The sequence below is a fragment of the Nitrososphaerota archaeon genome (assembly GCA_029785825.1).
GTDB lineage: Archaea > Thermoproteota > Nitrososphaeria > Nitrososphaerales > Gagatemarchaeaceae > UBA183.
Map to the genome: position 1 here is coordinate 1,655,587 of JAFLYY010000001.1, position 15,673 is coordinate 1,671,259.

16 protein-coding genes and 3 tRNA genes are annotated in these 15,673 nt (G+C 57.1%); 9 read left to right on the forward strand and 10 right to left on the reverse strand.

The window, feature by feature from the left end; genetic code table 11:
• Positions 1–19: 19 nt before the first annotated feature.
• Positions 20–499 carry a redoxin domain-containing protein gene (locus JRN21_08915; protein MDG6989423.1) on the forward strand — a complete coding sequence of 160 codons (480 nt, stop codon included), beginning with the start codon at positions 20–22 and terminating at the stop codon, positions 497–499.
• A 35-nt stretch (positions 500–534) separates the two neighbouring features.
• A complete protein-coding gene (locus JRN21_08920) occupies positions 535–897 on the forward strand; it encodes an iron-sulfur cluster assembly accessory protein (GenBank protein ID MDG6989424.1) in 363 nt (120 codons plus the stop codon).
• Between the two features lie 259 nt (positions 898–1,156).
• On the opposite strand, the gene JRN21_08925 is transcribed toward JRN21_08920, so the two are convergent.
• Positions 1,157–1,281: transfer RNA gene (locus JRN21_08925), tRNA-Ser, on the reverse strand.
• A 17-nt stretch (positions 1,282–1,298) separates the two neighbouring features.
• Positions 1,299–2,063, reverse strand: coding sequence for a dienelactone hydrolase family protein (locus JRN21_08930; GenBank protein ID MDG6989425.1), 765 nt, complete (start codon positions 2,061–2,063; stop codon positions 1,299–1,301).
• A 60-nt stretch (positions 2,064–2,123) separates the two neighbouring features.
• Between JRN21_08930 and JRN21_08935 the strand changes: the two genes are divergently transcribed.
• From JRN21_08935 to JRN21_08950, 4 genes are all read left to right on the forward strand, one after another.
• Positions 2,124–2,567 (forward strand): FAD-dependent thymidylate synthase, encoded by a 444-nt coding sequence (locus tag JRN21_08935; protein ID MDG6989426.1) that lies wholly within the window; start codon positions 2,124–2,126, stop codon positions 2,565–2,567.
• Complete coding sequence (gene thyX, locus JRN21_08940) at positions 2,557–3,087, forward strand: FAD-dependent thymidylate synthase (GenBank protein MDG6989427.1); 531 nt, start codon at positions 2,557–2,559, stop codon at positions 3,085–3,087. The genes JRN21_08935 and thyX overlap by 11 nt, the downstream gene beginning before the upstream one ends.
• Positions 3,088–3,089: 2 nt before the next feature.
• Positions 3,090–4,433 (forward strand): hypothetical protein, encoded by a 1,344-nt coding sequence (locus JRN21_08945; protein ID MDG6989428.1) that lies wholly within the window; start codon positions 3,090–3,092, stop codon positions 4,431–4,433.
• A 61-nt stretch (positions 4,434–4,494) separates the two neighbouring features.
• Entirely contained in the window at positions 4,495–5,964 is a 1,470-nt protein-coding gene (locus tag JRN21_08950) for a DNA-directed DNA polymerase II small subunit (GenBank protein MDG6989429.1), read from the forward strand.
• Here JRN21_08950 and JRN21_08955 read toward each other — a convergent pair.
• The 5 genes from JRN21_08955 to JRN21_08975 all read right to left on the reverse strand — a co-directional run bounded on the left by JRN21_08955 (position 5,961) and on the right by JRN21_08975 (position 11,193).
• A complete protein-coding gene (locus JRN21_08955; protein ID MDG6989430.1) occupies positions 5,961–7,154 on the reverse strand; it encodes an AAA family ATPase in 1,194 nt (397 codons plus the stop codon). The genes JRN21_08950 and JRN21_08955 overlap by 4 nt on opposite strands.
• Positions 7,155–7,468: 314 nt before the next feature.
• Positions 7,469–8,599: an Lrp/AsnC family transcriptional regulator gene (locus JRN21_08960; GenBank protein ID MDG6989431.1), complete on the reverse strand. Its 1,131-nt coding sequence runs from the start codon at positions 8,597–8,599 to the stop codon at positions 7,469–7,471.
• A gap of 213 nt (positions 8,600–8,812) precedes the next feature.
• Positions 8,813–9,211, reverse strand: coding sequence for a BlaI/MecI/CopY family transcriptional regulator (locus JRN21_08965; protein ID MDG6989432.1), 399 nt, complete (start codon positions 9,209–9,211; stop codon positions 8,813–8,815).
• Between the two features lie 925 nt (positions 9,212–10,136).
• A complete protein-coding gene (locus JRN21_08970) occupies positions 10,137–10,937 on the reverse strand; it encodes a geranylgeranylglyceryl/heptaprenylglyceryl phosphate synthase (GenBank protein MDG6989433.1) in 801 nt (266 codons plus the stop codon).
• On the reverse strand, positions 10,918–11,193 hold the full coding sequence (locus tag JRN21_08975) for a hypothetical protein (GenBank protein ID MDG6989434.1): 276 nt from the start codon (positions 11,191–11,193) through the stop codon (positions 10,918–10,920). The genes JRN21_08970 and JRN21_08975 overlap by 20 nt, the downstream gene beginning before the upstream one ends.
• A gap of 177 nt (positions 11,194–11,370) precedes the next feature.
• On the opposite strand from JRN21_08975, the gene JRN21_08980 reads away from it, so the two are divergent.
• Both JRN21_08980 and JRN21_08985 read left to right on the forward strand, forming a co-directional pair.
• Positions 11,371–11,751, forward strand: a complete 381-nt coding sequence (locus JRN21_08980; protein MDG6989435.1) for a hypothetical protein — start codon at positions 11,371–11,373, stop codon at positions 11,749–11,751.
• Positions 11,752–12,087: 336 nt separating this feature from the next.
• Entirely contained in the window at positions 12,088–12,735 is a 648-nt protein-coding gene (locus JRN21_08985; GenBank protein MDG6989436.1) for a winged helix-turn-helix transcriptional regulator, read from the forward strand.
• An 87-nt stretch (positions 12,736–12,822) separates the two neighbouring features.
• On the opposite strand, the gene JRN21_08990 is transcribed toward JRN21_08985, so the two are convergent.
• Entirely contained in the window at positions 12,823–13,602 is a 780-nt protein-coding gene (locus tag JRN21_08990; protein MDG6989437.1) for a class I SAM-dependent methyltransferase, read from the reverse strand.
• A gap of 193 nt (positions 13,603–13,795) precedes the next feature.
• On the opposite strand from JRN21_08990, the gene JRN21_08995 reads away from it, so the two are divergent.
• Positions 13,796–13,882 (forward strand) — tRNA-Thr (locus tag JRN21_08995).
• 29 nt (positions 13,883–13,911) lie between these two features.
• On the opposite strand, the gene JRN21_09000 is transcribed toward JRN21_08995, so the two are convergent.
• Both JRN21_09000 and JRN21_09005 read right to left on the reverse strand, forming a co-directional pair.
• A tRNA-Met gene (locus JRN21_09000) sits at positions 13,912–14,047 on the reverse strand.
• A 225-nt stretch (positions 14,048–14,272) separates the two neighbouring features.
• Positions 14,273–15,673 (reverse strand): hypothetical protein, encoded by a 1,401-nt coding sequence (locus tag JRN21_09005; GenBank protein MDG6989438.1) that lies wholly within the window; start codon positions 15,671–15,673, stop codon positions 14,273–14,275.

Sequence of the window (15,673 nt, forward strand, 5' to 3'; positions counted from 1 at the left end):
TGCTTCGTTTATGGAGGCCGTGGCGCTCAGGCTGGGCCAGAAGGCACCGGAGTTTTCCCTCCCGGACGCAGACAGGAACAATAGGTCCCTGGGTGAGTTCAAGAAGGAAGGCGTTGTGATTGTTGCCTTCTTCCCCTTCGCCTTCTCAGGCGTATGCGATAGGGAGATGTGCACATTCAGAGATGGATTAGGCCGACTGCAGGCGGCCGGCGCGCGGTTGGTAGGCGTGAGCGTGGACAGCTCCTACTCCCTGAAGGCATTCGCCCAGACCTACAACCTGCAGTTTCCCCTACTAAGCGATTTCAATAGGAGGGTCGTCAGGCTCTATGGAGTCCTACAGGACCCCTGGGTGGGCCTCGGCTACAAGGGGGTGTCCAAGCGCGCTGTGTTCATCATAGACAAGAGGGGGATGCTGAAATACAGATGGGTGACGGACACCCCCTCGGATGAACCTCCGTACGCTGAAGTGATGAAAGTGGCTCAGAAACTGGCCGCGTGAGAGCCGGGTTTTTATACGGGAAGGCGTCTTCTTCGATTGTCTTGAGCCAGGGCACGGAGATCAAGCCGATTGTGCAGCTAACCGCGAAAGCCAGTGAAGAGTTGAAGCTCTATCTCCAGAGGCAAGGGAGGCCGGGCGCGGCGCTGAGGATATTCGTGACCGCGGGCGGGTGCTCGGGGCTCTCCTATGGGATGGTTGTGGACGAGAAGCTCTCCGACGACGATTATGTAATTGATGTAGGCGGCGCCAAGGTCGCAGTAGATAGGTCCAGCGCTCCTTTTATCGCCGGGTCGACCGTAGACTACAGGTCGGAGAAGCTGATGGGAGGAGGCTTCGTGGTCGACAACCCCAACGCTGTCTCGACCTGTGGATGCGGCGAGTCGTTCAAGACCGTGTAGGTCTCTTTCCGCGACCCTCTGTGGTTCGGCAGATTTGCGGCGATGGCTGCTAGACCTAGTAATCTCGTGATTGCCCACCCATGAACTGTGGTTCAATCGGGTAAGCAGGACGTCCCTAGCTTGTTGCGAGCACCCCAGGTAGCTGGGAGCCGTAAGATTGTTGGCCCAGAGTCGGGGCTTTAACGCCGATGATGGCTAGACCGTCCATCCCGACTTGCAGCCGACCAGGTAACTTGACCTGTGTGCCATTTAGCTTAGGCGCCGGGTGTAGGATTCGAACCCACGCGACCCGAAGGTCACGGGCTGACTGGTCTTTGATCTCGAGTTGCGGACCCGCTTAGGCCTGGCGGGTTGCCCGCGCATTAACCACTCTGCCAACCCGGCGCGGAGGAAGCCTGACATCAACCACTATTATTTCTTTGAGAGGGGAGTTTCGCCACCAGCGCTCTCCTCAGGAACCAGATTGTGGTCTCCCATGCCTCCTCTGCGGCGACCCGGTTGTAGCGATCTTTCAAGTTCTCGTTGAAGAAGTCGTGGTGGGTGTTCGGGATTGTCTTGACCAGCAGGTCGATTCCGTGCGTCAGGGCGGCGTCCATGAAGGCGGGCATAAGTGGATTCATGAGCTCGTCGTGGCTGGCACAGATCACCAGTGTTGGGATTGCTGCCCCTCGGAAGGCAGATAGATTCGGCGGCTCTGCGCAGTACGCAACCGCGGCATCTGGGTGTCCCGGCTTAGTCGCTGCCATTAGTGAGAGCCCCCCGCCGAGGGAGAACCCGAGGGTGGCTACCCTCTCGTGTTTCGCCTTTGCGTCCCTGATTGCGTCGATGACGATTTCCAGCATCCCATCCCTGAATCCCTGATCGTACAAGAGCGACAAGACATCCTGGACTTCGGGGCCGACGCCCTTCCTCGCGATTTCGCGAGCCACTTTCCTCTTGTCGCGTCGCTCCTCCAGCGACAAACCCCACACGACGTCCATGGCTCTCTGGATGTTAGGGGGTGTAAGAAGAGACTCATACCCTTTGTAGAGAGACGGGGCGATGGCTGTAAATCCAGATTTACGGAGGCGTTTACAGACATTCCTGATGTGCGCGTCGGCCCCCCAGACCTCGTGCAGGACGATGACACAAGGTCGACTCCCAAGATAGGAACCTTGTGGACCCAACAAGCGACCGCTGGGGAGGCTCTTGTTTAAATCGAATGCCGGCTCGGGAGTGTTTCCGTGATGAAGGTTTCTCTCGTTTGGGCAAGCCCTTCTCCGGAAAGGACTATTGCGATTGCCATGAGGAGATGTTACAGCACGAAACCCATAGAAGACATCGAGGCGGAGCTCGAGCTGAGAGGGGCAGAATACTGGAAGTACCTCCTTACGAAGGCCCTCCAGGATAAATCCTTGGATGTCCTTGAGCATTTTACTATGACCCTGCTTGTCGAGGAAACCGGGGACGCCGAGGTCGGGGGGCTCCTCCAAGGTTTCCCGTACTTACGCGCGACCCACCTCAAAGACTCCGACTGGCTCGTGTCGTTGAACTCCAGGACGCTGGTCGAGTTGTGGCGGAACCCGATTGGGAAGCAGTTCGCTGGCCTAGTCGTGTCAGAACTTGACACCAGGTCCGTCTGTCCGGTCTTCAATGAAGTCGCTTTTGGAGGGCACACCCGTGCGGGTTAAGCTCCTATACAGTACCGATCTGGCCGCCCTCAAGAGGGCCGTGTCTCAGAAGGGCGTGGCCTTCGACTCTGGGGTTATGTTGGACCACGTCGTGTACATGTTCGAGATAGAGGATTGCAGCAGAGTGACGACCCATCAATTGGTCCGTCACAGGGCAGCTTCATACGATCAGGAGTCGCAGCGGTTCTCGGCCGCCACCAGAGAGGGGGTGATTACTCCACCGACCATCCAGTCCAACGAGGTTGCGTACAAGGCCTATGACGAGGCCCTCAGGGGTGTCTACTCCGCCTATGAGAAGATGGTAGCAGCAGGGGTCCCTAAGGAAGACGCCAGGTACATCCTCCCCAGTGCCATCAAGACGAAGCTAATCGTTACACTAAGTGCACGGAGTTTGATGCACATGGTTTGGCAGCGGACCGCCCTCCAGGCCCAGTGGGAGATTAGGGAACTCGCCACGGTTCTGCACCGCCTTGCCAAGGAAGCCACCCCTGAACTCTGGACAAAGATCATAGAGAGATAGCGATGGTCAAGACGTTCGGCACTGCGGGAGTCAGGGGAGTGTTCAACTCCACTCAGACCCCGGAACAAGTATACAGGCTTGCTGAAACAATTGCCTTTGCGTCTGGAAGAGGGAGATATGGTGTGGGGTGGGATGGGCGGAAGACGTCCGCCCTCCTCGCGAGGACCGTCCTGGCTGCCGTCAGTGCCGCCGGGAGTGACGCTGATGTGTTCGGCCTCGTACCCACTCCAGTCCTCGCATATGGGACCAGGTCGCGATCGTGTGTGGCGGGCTTCGCCGTCACAGCTTCCCATAACCCCCCTGAATTCTCCGGTGTGAAGGTCTTCAACCGTTATGGTATGGAACTCCCGAAGTCTGACGAGGAGAGGATAGAGCGGGCCATGGCCGTGGAGGTGATGAAGGCAGGGGGGACGTTCGGTGAGTTGGTCCCTGACGAGGAAGTGATTGACGATTATGTCGATGCGATGACGTCTCGTTATCCGCGGGCCGCCCAGCCCCTGCGCGTCGCCGTGGACTGCGCCAGTGGCCCGGGAGGGCTTGTCACCCCTCTCGTAATGAAGGCGTTGGGGCACGAGGTGGTGCCGGTGAACGCCCAAGTCTCCTGGCGCTTCCCTGCGAGGCCCCCGGAGCCCACTGCGACCAACCTTGTGGATTTCGCTGCGATGGTCCCGACCCTAGGGGTCGACTTCGGGTTCGCCCATGACGGAGACGCCGACAGACTCGTCATGGTTGATGCCATGGGTAACGTGGTTCCTGATTCGATTCTCAACGTGCTAGCGCTACGCGGACTCGGGTTGGCCAACGGCACGGCGGTCATATCTGAGAACACTTCGAACGCCGTCGCCGACGAAGCCGAGAAGCTCGGTTTGCGGGTGCTCAGGAGCTGTGTGGGGAAGACCTTCGCCGTATTAGCAGCTGAAGGCGGGGTCTTCGCAGCCGAACCGAGCAAGATCGTGGACCCGAAATGGGGACTTTGGGAAGATGGGATTAATGCGTCGGCCCTAATCGCGACCCTGCTCTCCTCTAACCGGGGGCTCCTTGGGAGCGTGACCCAGGAAGTCAAGTGGAAGTATCGGCAGATGAACCTCCGAGTCCCGGTGAGAATGGATTTCCTGGCCGCCGAGGCGAAGGAGTCGTTCAGGCGGCTCGGCATAGCCGAAGAGAGGACTCTGGATGGATTGAAGCTTGTGCTCGAAGATGGTTCCTGGGTGATGTTCAGACCGTCAGGGACCGAGCCGATAACCCGGCTCTATTGCGAGTCGCGCGACGTGCAGGTGCTAGATGCGCTGGTCCAGCTTGGGACACAGTGCGTGGAGTCGTCGAGAGACACCCGTATCGCTGCATAGGCCTACGGCCTCCTTGCGTGATGAGGGACTCGATAAATACGCCTGAGGTGTGCGCCGTTTTGTGTCGGAGCCCAAGGCTATAGCGAAAGTGCTGGCGTCAGGGTACATGCTTGACGCCAGGGCCTTCGATATGATTAGTTCGCTCCCGGCGGGGACCGACGCCGATGGTCTGGTGGAGAAGCTCCTTGAGCAGAAGGCGGCGATGCCAACAGAAGCGAGAGTCATCACTGAGGACGACGTTGCGAGATTAATCCCCCGCGAGGCACCGCCAGTCCGCGAGGCACCCGAAGAACGCGCTCCGGCAGAGCTCGAGGTCCTTTCCGACCCGACGCAGGCCATAGCACCCGCTGAGGGAGCTGAGGGTTTCGGCAAGCTCTTCCATGACAGATATCGTCGGCTCTTTTCCATAGTACAAGAGCGACTCGACACCCGGGAGAGCGCGACCGTGGCGACCACCAAGAACCTGGCACCAGGAAAGAAGGTCATGGTAGCCGGATTACTGGCAGACCGTTCGAGCAGGAGAGGAAGCGTTGAGATCAGGGTCGACGACCCGACGGGCACCCTGAAAGCGGCCTGCCAAGACGCGCTGGTGGAGAAGGCGGCTTTGGAGGCTCCCTTGGACAGCATGGTGGTGGTTGAAGTTGCGCGCGCGAAGTCTGGGTCATTGTTCGTCGATTCCCTTGTTCTTCCCGACGTCCCTGGGCACCGGGTCGTCTCCGCCTCTCACCGCGTCTATGCGGTCCTTCTCTCAGACCTGCACATAGGGAGCAGGATGTTCCTGGCTGACGACTTCCACCGTTTCATTCAGTGGCTCAATGGGAACCTAGGAGACAGGGATATAGTCGGCCGCATCAAGTATCTGGTAGTAGCCGGGGACTTGATCGATGGGGTCGGGGTCTACCCAGGCCAGGAGTTCCAGCTCGCGGAAAGGGATCCGAAGAAGCAGTACGAAATGGCTGGTGAGCTCCTCGCTCGGGTGCCCAACCACATCCAGATTGTCCTCTCCCCCGGCAACCATGACACTGTGAGGCAGGCCCTTCCGCAGCCTGCGGTCCCCATAGACATGGCCGAGTCGCTCTATGCGATGGACAACGTCAGATGGGTCGGAGATCCCGCCTATGTCAAACTACATGGGGTGAGCTTTCTGCTCTACCATGGAAAGAGCCTAGATGACGTCATAGCTACGACGCCGAACCTGGCCTACGACAGGCCGACAGACGCCATGAAGCTCCTCCTCAGGGCGAGGCACCTCGCGCCCACCTATGGGAAGAGAACCGCCCTCTCGCCCGAGGTTCGGGACTACATGGTAGTGGACCGGGTCCCTGATGTCTTTCATGCAGGACATGTGCACACCTATGGGGAGCTCACCTACAGGGGGACGTTGTTAGTTAATTCAGGGACGTGGCAGGCACAGACCAATTTCCAGATGAATATGGGGCTCGAGCCCACGCCCAGCGTCGTCCCTGTGGTGGACCTTTCCCGGCTCGAAGTGGTGCGACGCAACTTCGGCGCAGCAGGGTTTGCTTCCTAGCTGGTGGCGCCGAATGTCGGGTCTTCCGACAGCGTCTTCTCGAGCGTTTCTTCGTCTATCAGGAGCTGAATTTTCTTCGTCCTACCCCGCCTCCCCTTGCTGACCACCGAGGCCTCAACGAGCCCCAGGAGATCGAGGTCCCCGAGTATCCCACTAAGCCTTCGTTGTGTCAGGACCTCCAGCCCGAGCTTCTTGCAGAGGTTACTGTAGGCAAGATAGAGTTCTCCGGTGTTCGTCCCTCCTTTGAATCTAGAGACCGCGAGGAGTATTGCTTTGTTCTGGACCGGGAGGGACCTGATCGCTTCGTCTATCCTGTCGACTTCCATCTTATCGGAGGCCTTTTTGATGCAGGTATCGTCAATCTCTTTGAGACCCTCGCGTTCCGCTACCTCCCCCGCTATCCTCAGGAGGTCGATGGCCCGCCTCGCGTCGCCATGCTCCGATCCTGCCATGGCAGCACACAGATTGATGGCTGCGGGAGAGGCGACTCCTGGCCTGAATGCCACGCCCGCCCTCTCTGTAAGTATCTCCCTGAGCTCTTCGACGGCATATGGTGGGAAGACGAGCTCTTCTTCGCTGAGGCTGCTCAGGACCCGGGGGTCGAGCCCTTCTTTGAACTTCAGGTCGTTCGAAATCCCTACCATTGCGAGAAACCCGGGTGACAGTTTGTTTCCAGAGCGGGTGAAGGCATAGAGTATGTCATCGCCAAAGAGCTTCACAAGATAATCTATCTCGTCGAGGACCAGGACCACTTTCTTCTTGTTGGTCCTTATGTTCTCCGAAATCCTGTCTATGACCTCCCCTATCGCAAGGCCTGTGAGTGGTATCTGTTTGTCCTTACTCAGATTGAGTGCGCGTGCGAAATCTGCAAGTGTTCTGTACTCGCCGTCTGCCAGACGGGTGTTGACATAAGCGAGGACCAGGTTTGGGTTGTTGGCTTCGGCCTTGAGCTTCGCAAGGACATAGTTGGTGACTGCTGTCTTTCCAGTCCCGGTCTTTCCGTAGAGTAGGAGGTTCGAGGGCTTCGAGCCTCTGAGGATTGGCGCGAGGATTTGGGCGACGGCCCTAGTCTGGGGGTCGCGGAACGGGAGATGGACGGGGACATAATCGGGACTGAGGGCGTCCCTGTTGACGAAAAGTGGCTTACCTTCCTTCGCCCTGCGAAAAATCTCGTCGATGGCCTCGGACAATTGTGAACAGTGGAAACACTGGTCTAGATAGGTGTTTTTGGTTTGCCACCGTACGCCCCCATCGTGGTTAGGGGTTGCGCGCCCAATAACTAGCTAGAAGCATGATATATATCACCATAGTTAATGGAAAAGAGAAATTAGTCCTGCCCCGTCGGTTGGGTGAACACGGCTGTCGACGCCAAGATCGGACTTGGTTTGTTCTTCGTCTCGGCGGCCCTTTCTGTATTCGCGACCCCGGCCGCGGTGTGTGGCATCTACGTGGGCGCCTCGGGCCCTATTGGCGGCGGCCCCTCTTAACCGGGAGCGCCCTCGCCCTATTTTTGGAACGGAATGGCGGAAGCTTTCTGAAGCGCCCGCTCTATTTGTCTCGCGTTGAATTTCCATTCGCCGTTCTGGCGCATGTTGTAGGGTATAGTGAACCAAAACGCTTCTGTGGGTTTGACGAAGCTCAACTCCGGCTTTGATGGTAGGTTTGGGGCGGCCAGGTCGATGTAGCTTGACATATTGACCATGTCAGCCACTGGCACGTAAAGCATTGTGACGTAGTCTCCGTTTCGGAGCAGGTCTTCCACCCAGAGAAAGGGTATCTTGCTTACCGCCGCCTGTACCTCTTTGAACTCCTGCCTGCCGAGCCCTCTGAAGGCCAATCGGGTGATGACTGTGGAGTGGACTGGTCTTTTGACTAGGTCTTGGGCCCACCGGATACGATAGGACGGAACCAGGTTCCATTTCTGTATGTGCGTGCGATAGTGATATTCAAGGGTCTTCTGGTGCAGCTTGAGTTTCCTGGCAATATCCGTGAGGTGCTGGAGCGAGTCTTTTTGGAGCTCCTTTATCACGAGAAGGTCGTAGAGGTCGAAGTCGGCAATCCTGGGTTTGGGCTCGGCAGGAAACAGGGATGGTGGCTGGTCAGCTACCTTGTCCCATTCGACTTCCCACCTCCCTGATCTGAAGTTGAAGAACCGGGGGTCCATGGCCTTGTGCTTGCTGGCCGCGACTTGCTCCAAGTCGAACCCTCTGAGGATGCCTTTGGCCACGAGGTCGGAGAGGAAGCCCCTGTATTGCTCCGTCGTTCCTTCAGGAAGGGCGAAGAGTGTGACGTAGTTCCCTTGCGGTACGAGTTTGCCAAAGTATGTGAGATACCCTACCTCGTTCATCGCCTTGAGTATCTGGGGGGCCACACCATAGTACGGCTTCGTGAAGTCGAGGGAGCCCCAGTGAAGAGAAAGTCCGAGTTTGTCGAAGTCGACTTCTGCGTGGAATTTGAACCCTAGGCGCCCGAAGCGCTTCTTGATTTTGTACCTTATGGTCTCTTGGTGCGCGCCCGTCATGCGGGAGATTTGGGCTACGTTCCTGGGTCCTGCCTGGCCGATGGCGGCGATGATCTTTGCTTCGAGATTGGGTGATTCATCTCTGAGTTTCTGAATTGACTTCGCACGAGACAACGGTGTTTTAGTTAGTCTACGATTGAGTAATTAAATGTGCTATGCTTTGTGCTTGGTAAAACCCGGGGGGCACCCCCAGCCATGCCCCTCGTGGTTCGAGGGACTCATCCGTCTCGGGGCCGGCGCTTATCTTGGTCCTCGTGTCCCCTGGGCGCGCTTTCCCTTCCTGAAGACGCCGTCTGGATCTGTGGTGCCGTTATGAAGTGGCCGCGTCTACCTTTCGGCGATTTGGGCGGGCTTCAGGTACACCCGTCGGTACACCCAGGAGTTCCCGAATTTCTCCCGTCTGATCTGTTGTCTGTCCGCTAGGCGAGACAGATAGGTAGAGATGGTGCTCAGTTTCACGGGCTGGCCGTATTTCTCTTCGATCTCCCTAGCCACGTCGGATGACGAAAAGTCTCCTGTCGCGAACGTGGTTTCCAGGAGCGTCTGCACTCTGCCGAAGAACGTCAGTTGGTCGGGGGCCTGAACCCGTGGTTCGGCAGCAAGGTCCATCATTTCGAGAGCGTCCATTGTCCGCATCAGGTCGCTCCTTGTTACTGGTCCTTCGATGGTGTGAAAGGTCTTGCGTCTGTGGTCGTCCTCTAGTTCGAACTTTACCCGTCTAATCAAACCCAGTATGCTTGCCACTTGGGGTGCCCCATTTAGCGCTGGCTGGTGTGAACTTGTGAACTGCGTAGTCAGTTAGTTTGACTTCGGTATGATAGCAGCAGGTGGGTTCACAGCGGTTCACAGCGGCCTCGCTGAAGGCTGGGAGAAAAGGGCTCTGAACTGGTTCCATTGGAAACAGAGGGGTCGGAATCGGGCCGTTCACAGGTTCTAAGACTGGAATGGCTCCAGTGGAAACACTGGGCTCCAGGGCGGGGTGACTTGCCGTCGTCCCTCGCCTTTGTTCACAGTCGCCCCCCCACCCCGCCGTTTCCAATGGAGTTTGGTTCCTGAGCGGGTCGGCGGTCGGTGTGGTTACTGTCGAGTTCTTGTGATTACGTATTAGACCCCAAGGCATATCTGTCGTGACCGGCAATCGAGAGCGGGCTCCTTTACTTACGTAATGACATCACATCCCTGGGGCCCCTTTACAATGGAAACAAACGAAAAAGAGGGGAGGGAGGGACTTCTTTGAAAGCCGGCCCTCAACAGGACTTCCACGCCGAGCCTTCGCAAACTCTGCCTGGGGCGTCCCCGAGGACGACGATCCTAACAACAGCCAAGAAGAAACCGTCATAAACGGAGGCATCCACTCGTAGCAGCCAGTTCGAACGCACGGGGGTACAACCCCCTCACACAATCAAAACAAGCAGCACGATTCAAAGGCCCCGAAACACCACCTGGTCCCTCTAGCATCGAACCAAACGAGTGGCCTTTACCCGAGCGAGTTTCCCCTCTTTGACCACACGCCCAGCAGAAGCACGCCCCTCACGGCGCTTCCTCCACTTGCCCCAACCCCATTTGTTGACGAACCTCGCCAGCAAGGACGGGTCAACGCCCCGCATAAGAGACTTGGGGCCCACAGGAGAAAAACAACACTCGTCAGCGCCTATCTCCGAGCCGTCGCCGTTACTATCTCTCGGAGGGTCGTCTCATATCCGCTCGATTGGAGAAGGTTACCAACGACGAGCAGGTCGGCGCCGGCCCCTGCAGCTCTGCTAGCGGCCTCGGCATCTGTGATGCCGCCTCCTACAATCAGAATCCCATCATAAGCCCTCCTAACCGCGTCGATGGTCTCTCCTGGTATCGGCGTGCCAGCGCCGCTTCCTGCCTCGAGATACAACGTTCTCATACCAAGGTACTTGGCAGCTAATGCATAGATGACAGCCAGCCCCGGCTTGGTTGGAGGCATGTTGTTGACCTGACCGATGAATGCAGTCGTACTGTTGTTGCCGAAAACGAGGTACCCCATAGGGATGCTCTCAATCCTGCTTTTATGGACTTCAACGGCCCCAATCGCCTGTGCCCCTATGATGAAGTAGGGGTTAGTAGAGTTGAGCAGCGAACTGAAGAGGATCGCATCTGCGTGCCGGGAGACACCCGTGATGTTACCAGGGAAAAGAACCACAGGAACTCGGCGTGATTTGGTGTGACTAGGATGTGACCCCACGTGATTCTTAATCGCCTTCACGACCCCATCAACCTTGCTCTGGTTAGCAAGGGTCGACCCTCCGACCAGAATTAATGAAGCGCCCGCCTCTATCGCCTTACCTGCGGTATCAGCCGCCTGTTTAGGCGTAAAATTTTCAGGATCTAAAAGCGCAGCGACGGCCGGTCCATTCCTGGTTTTGTCAAGGAGATAACGCTCAACGGGTCCGACGGCTATCAAATCATGCCCCAGCTTTGGCATAGTCGTCTACAAAGGTGTTGTAGACGTCTATGTCTGCCCTCTTCGCCTGGTATCTCAGTTCTCTACCCGCATGCAGAGGACAAGTTGGGTTGCCACATGTGACGCGAAATACATAGTCCTGTGATGCTTCGTCCTGATCCGACGTGATACGGATGGAGATTAGACCACATCTGGGACACGCGAACACCTTCGGCAATGTCTTGTGCACTATACGAAGGGTCTTCTTCCGTCTCCTACCCATTTCCCGCTCGCCCACCCGTCTACCAACTGAAGTAGATAAGGTAACATCAAACGGCCATTTCCCACAAGCTACAAATATTTCATGGTGGCTACAGTAATCCACACATTTTTCTGTTTCCCTCCATAATACTACACATTACTGCACATGCGCAGCCTGGATGTTTTAATACATATTTAGCGGACAGAGGAAATAATGAGCCTGCCACAATCACTAATCGAGCAGTCTACGCTGACACCCAGGCAACTTGAGAGCCTGCAGCTCTATGTCAGAGTCGCCTTGGGTGAAATGAAGTACAGAGACGCGGCCTCTTTAGCGACCAAGAGCCGAACGCGCGGAGCGAGAGATAAACCCCTAACCATCGGATCTTACTTTCGCACGGTCCAACAAGCCCGGGAGAACGTTAGGAGGTCCATAATCACACTACTAATCGGGGTTTGGACCGGAGTAGTTAGGCCAGAGGATGTCCGTCGACTGTTGGACATCGCCGGGACTGGATTCAGAGAGCTCTCCGAGGAAGAAAGCGAGAAATTGGCCAGGGTGTTGCACGCCCTTGTGAGAAACATTGTGATGTGATTACGTGACGAATCACACGTCTCTCAGTTCGCGACCAGTGCCTTGCTGCCGAACGCTCGCAGACGCCAGACGCACGGCGCCGTAGGCACAAGGATTAGGAGAAAGACACCCTCACGAACTCCGGGCCGATCAGACTTGCCTCCCTCCATCGTCCCCATGAATGGAACAATGAGACTGCCAGATTACTCAGCACTAGGGTCTCTGCGGTCTGGAATGTTAACGCATCACCACTGCCTTAGGCTGCAATCATTCCACCTTCTTGTCGCCCACGCCTAGAACACCACTCCACGGTAAACGTCACACTTATATCACAACTACCCATCACGAACATCACACATGGTCGACTACGCGACTTACGGACTCCTGACCGCCTCGTTCTTCTTCGTGGCCCTGTCATTCGCTTTGCTCTTCCGATATAGACAGCTGTCACAGAGGATAAACACCTCTACTGAAATCGGCCAAGACCTTTGGTCCTCACTAGAGCAACGTCTCAAGAAGCAAGACGAGCGAATACTCGACGTCGTGACAAGGATGGAGGTGATTCAGGCTAGGGTGATGTCCGCCGCCGCATCTTCTGCAGCGCTCTCTCCGCTCCCACAAGTCGTCCCGCACAAGGCACTGACGCACGAGAAATCCGAGCCCGAAGCAACTTTCATCACAAGACAGCCAAAGTCACAGGGGTCACAGGCATCACAAGATCTTCCTAACGCTCACATGGCCCCCAAAGTACCAGACGAAACGCAATTAGCCGTACTTCGACTTCTTCGTGATGGTCCTAAGAACACCAGGACGCTCACGGACGAGGTGCAGAAGTCCCGAGAGCACACCGCACGTATAATGAAAGAGCTGTTTGGCGCGGGCCTAGTGACTCGGAACAACACCTCGAAGCCGTTCATCTACCAGCTGACCGAGGAGGGGCGCCGCTACATTTCTAACGCGCCGACTGACAACCGACAACCGACAACCGATTCACGCCCTCTGTGAATCCCTCGACTCTCAGAAACCACCGGGCTTTCACACGGTTGGATAATCACGCGCGGCTTGCACCTTCTTGAACGCGGACTACACGTATTATCCTGGGTTGGGGTGTTTAGACACGACGGCCCGACTCCGCGCTTCTTTACGCATGACTGCCACATACAGAGGGCCGCCCTTCGACACGAACAGACGGTCGACCCGCCACCCCGTCCCCTCGGACAGCTCCCTCATCTCCTTGGGGGACACTAGGAGGTAGTCGAACCACTTCCCCACATATGTGCGGTACCTTGCCCTGATCCTGACTTGCCCTGACATCCTTCCCTTTGCCCTGTTCTGCTCCTGGTACTTGATATGAACTGGGTCGTCTGACTTGTAGGGATCGACACTCGAGCAGACAATCGTCGCTTCGGCTGTGGTCATCCTATGCAGCCTCTTCAGGAGGCGTCTCGCTCTCGCCCTACTTCCAAACAGTCCGAAGTTGTTCCCATACATGACGACGGAATCAAACGACCGCGGTGGGAAGCCGATATCCCCGAAAGCAAGCAGGCGCGCCTTCCGGAGGCCTCTGGCTCTGGCTACCTTCAAAGCCAGAGGAGAAGTGTCGATGCCAGTGACGTCGAAGCCCTGGCGCCGCTGGAGATAGATCCCCACCCTACCGGCCCCGCAACCTACATCCAACACCCGCCCCTTCATGAAGGCCACCCCCTTCCGCTCTACTGCGGGCCAATCCTTCAGGGGCGCGAAGTACATGGCTGGCGCCTCAGCGGAGGGATCCACCAGACCATCGTCTCTCTCAATGACCTCGTTTCCCAGGCGCCCCACGAAGTAGTCCCACACCTCATGACCATACGCATCCGAGTCGCCCGCGCGCAAGGGCATAGCAAGGCCAACAGGGCTCTATCAGCATTGCACACACATCGTCTGTGTCAAACGGATGCCCCTCTTTACCTGCCCTCGCCCCGACGTCTATAGCAACGCCGAGGAATTGGAGGGTAGCCTGAACCCAGAAAGGACGCTCTGAAGCCGCGAACAGTTAAGAATCGAGTTCGGTCGGTGGCGGCCGAGTGCCACGGTGGCTCAGTGGCTAGAGCGCCACCTTGGTATGCAATACCCAAAGAGGTGGATGTCGTGGGTCCGAATCCCACCCGTGGCTCTCATATCCGGCCTTTCAACCTTGGACTATGGTGCCGAGGGAGGGAGCCGCGCCGCAGAGAGGCTTCGCGCCCTCGACCCCCAGATTTCACATCCCAGCCCAGGATTATGAGTTTCACCCTCTCGGGTGTAGCCTGGTGCCATAACTAGGCTAGGCCACCTCGGCACACGCACGCCGTCGAAGCATGGAGATAAAAGCCTCATCATGGAAAAACAGATACATCCCAGCAACGCTTAATATCAGACTCGGGGTCGCAGCTTCCAAGTTGTTCCCACTTCTAACCTTGAACGGTTACTACAGCTTCATCAGTACGACCATGATCGTCCTCTTCGTCGCCGCCTTGGTGATAATCTTCGTCTACGAATACGAAATGCTGAGACGCTCGAAGACCTAGGTTCGGCCCCCGAGCCTTTCTATTACGCTTAGGCTGGAGAGCTGAAGGACCCACGAACCCATCTTGGTCGGCTTCGGCGCCACCCCAACCAGCCTGAGTCTCTCTCCGGCTTGGATACCAGAGACCCTCCCTGAAAGGTCTCTCCAGGCCACCAGTTTGATGTCACCTGCATCGTCTCCTACAACCAGCTCTCCCTTCCTGACCATGGTCCCATCCCTCAGTTTGACGTCGTCTACGCTCCCATGCGAAAGCGCAATCACCTCGAACATCAACTGAGCGTCCTCTTCCTTCGCCTTCAGCAGCTTGGTTACGAGCTCATCGAATCCTGGGAACTCATCGTCGTCAAATGCCCGAAGCGACTCTGTGGTCCTGCAGTAGAGCCTCCCCTCGACGACCTCGTCGGGGACCACCTCGATCAAGTCCCCTTGGACAGGCTCTTTGACCCCCTTCCCAAGCTCCACCATCCTGACCTTCCTGTCTCTGCCCACGCCCAAAATCACCTTGGCCGTGGAAGTGGAGGTTGTGGCGGCTACTCTCAGCTCCAATCTCGGGGCGTGTTCACCCACTAGAATCTCGCTCCCGGCATCGCCGTGGATTTCGAAGTCCCCGCCGTTGGAGCGCCTCGCTCTGACGTTGGTGATCAATATTTTCTGACCACGTTTTAGTTCGGGCCGCGACGTCGGGCTCCAGATGACTACACGCGTCTCTTTGGCGCCCTCCCGGCCCAGCCCGAACTGGAAGAGGGATCCCTCGGACCCGTCAGACCGCACGAATTCACTATAGCGCGGTTCCGAGCCGACCGCACCCTCCAGAGCGACAAACGACTCTTCCTTCACAAGGGCGGGGAGCTTCTGGACCAGGCTTGAAATCGAAGGGAGCTTCGCCAGTACCTTCTCGTCTGTCACGACTTCCACTCTTCCTCGCTTCCCGAGATTGAGGTTAGGTTTGCCATCTAGCCCTTGTTTGACATACGCGCTCGCCACCCTGACTGGTGTATCCGCCCTGAGGCTCAATCTCCCAATGGCTTCCAGCCCCTCCTCCCAAACCGTAAGGCGGACCGAGCCCTGGCCGTCGAACAACACGAGTCGCCTATACTTCCCGGTTCCGCCGTCTTTCTTGTTAAACACCGCTTCAGGATAGACCGCCAGGACTCTGGCCACAACAGTCACGTCGTTCGCTCCGATGTAGAGATCCTTGATGGCAAGGTCAGCCGAGATGCTTTCTTTGCGTAGTGATACACCGAGCTCCCCAGCCACGAGGAAGAGCGCGCCCTGGTCGGTGAGATACCCTGCTCCTACGGTTCGCTTCTTCTCTTCGACGCGGCGCACGACCTCGTCCCGGCTGAATTCAGGTTTCTTTTGTAGAAGGTCAGCCATCAGCATCTCGAAGTCGTACAT

Coding starts and splice junctions, on each gene's coding strand:
- JRN21_08935 (MDG6989426.1), top strand. CDS start 2,124: ATGAAGGTTTCTCTCGTTTGGGCAAGCCCTTCTCCGGAAAGGACTATT.
- JRN21_08945 (MDG6989428.1), top strand. CDS start 3,090: ATGGTCAAGACGTTCGGCACTGCGGGAGTCAGGGGAGTGTTCAACTCC.
- JRN21_08970 (MDG6989433.1), bottom strand. CDS start 10,937: ATGCCAAAGCTGGGGCATGATTTGATAGCCGTCGGACCCGTTGAGCGT.
- JRN21_08980 (MDG6989435.1), top strand. CDS start 11,371: ATGAGCCTGCCACAATCACTAATCGAGCAGTCTACGCTGACACCCAGG.
- JRN21_08985 (MDG6989436.1), top strand. CDS start 12,088: ATGGTCGACTACGCGACTTACGGACTCCTGACCGCCTCGTTCTTCTTC.
- JRN21_09005 (MDG6989438.1), bottom strand. CDS start 15,673: ATGTACGACTTCGAGATGCTGATGGCTGACCTTCTACAAAAGAAACCT.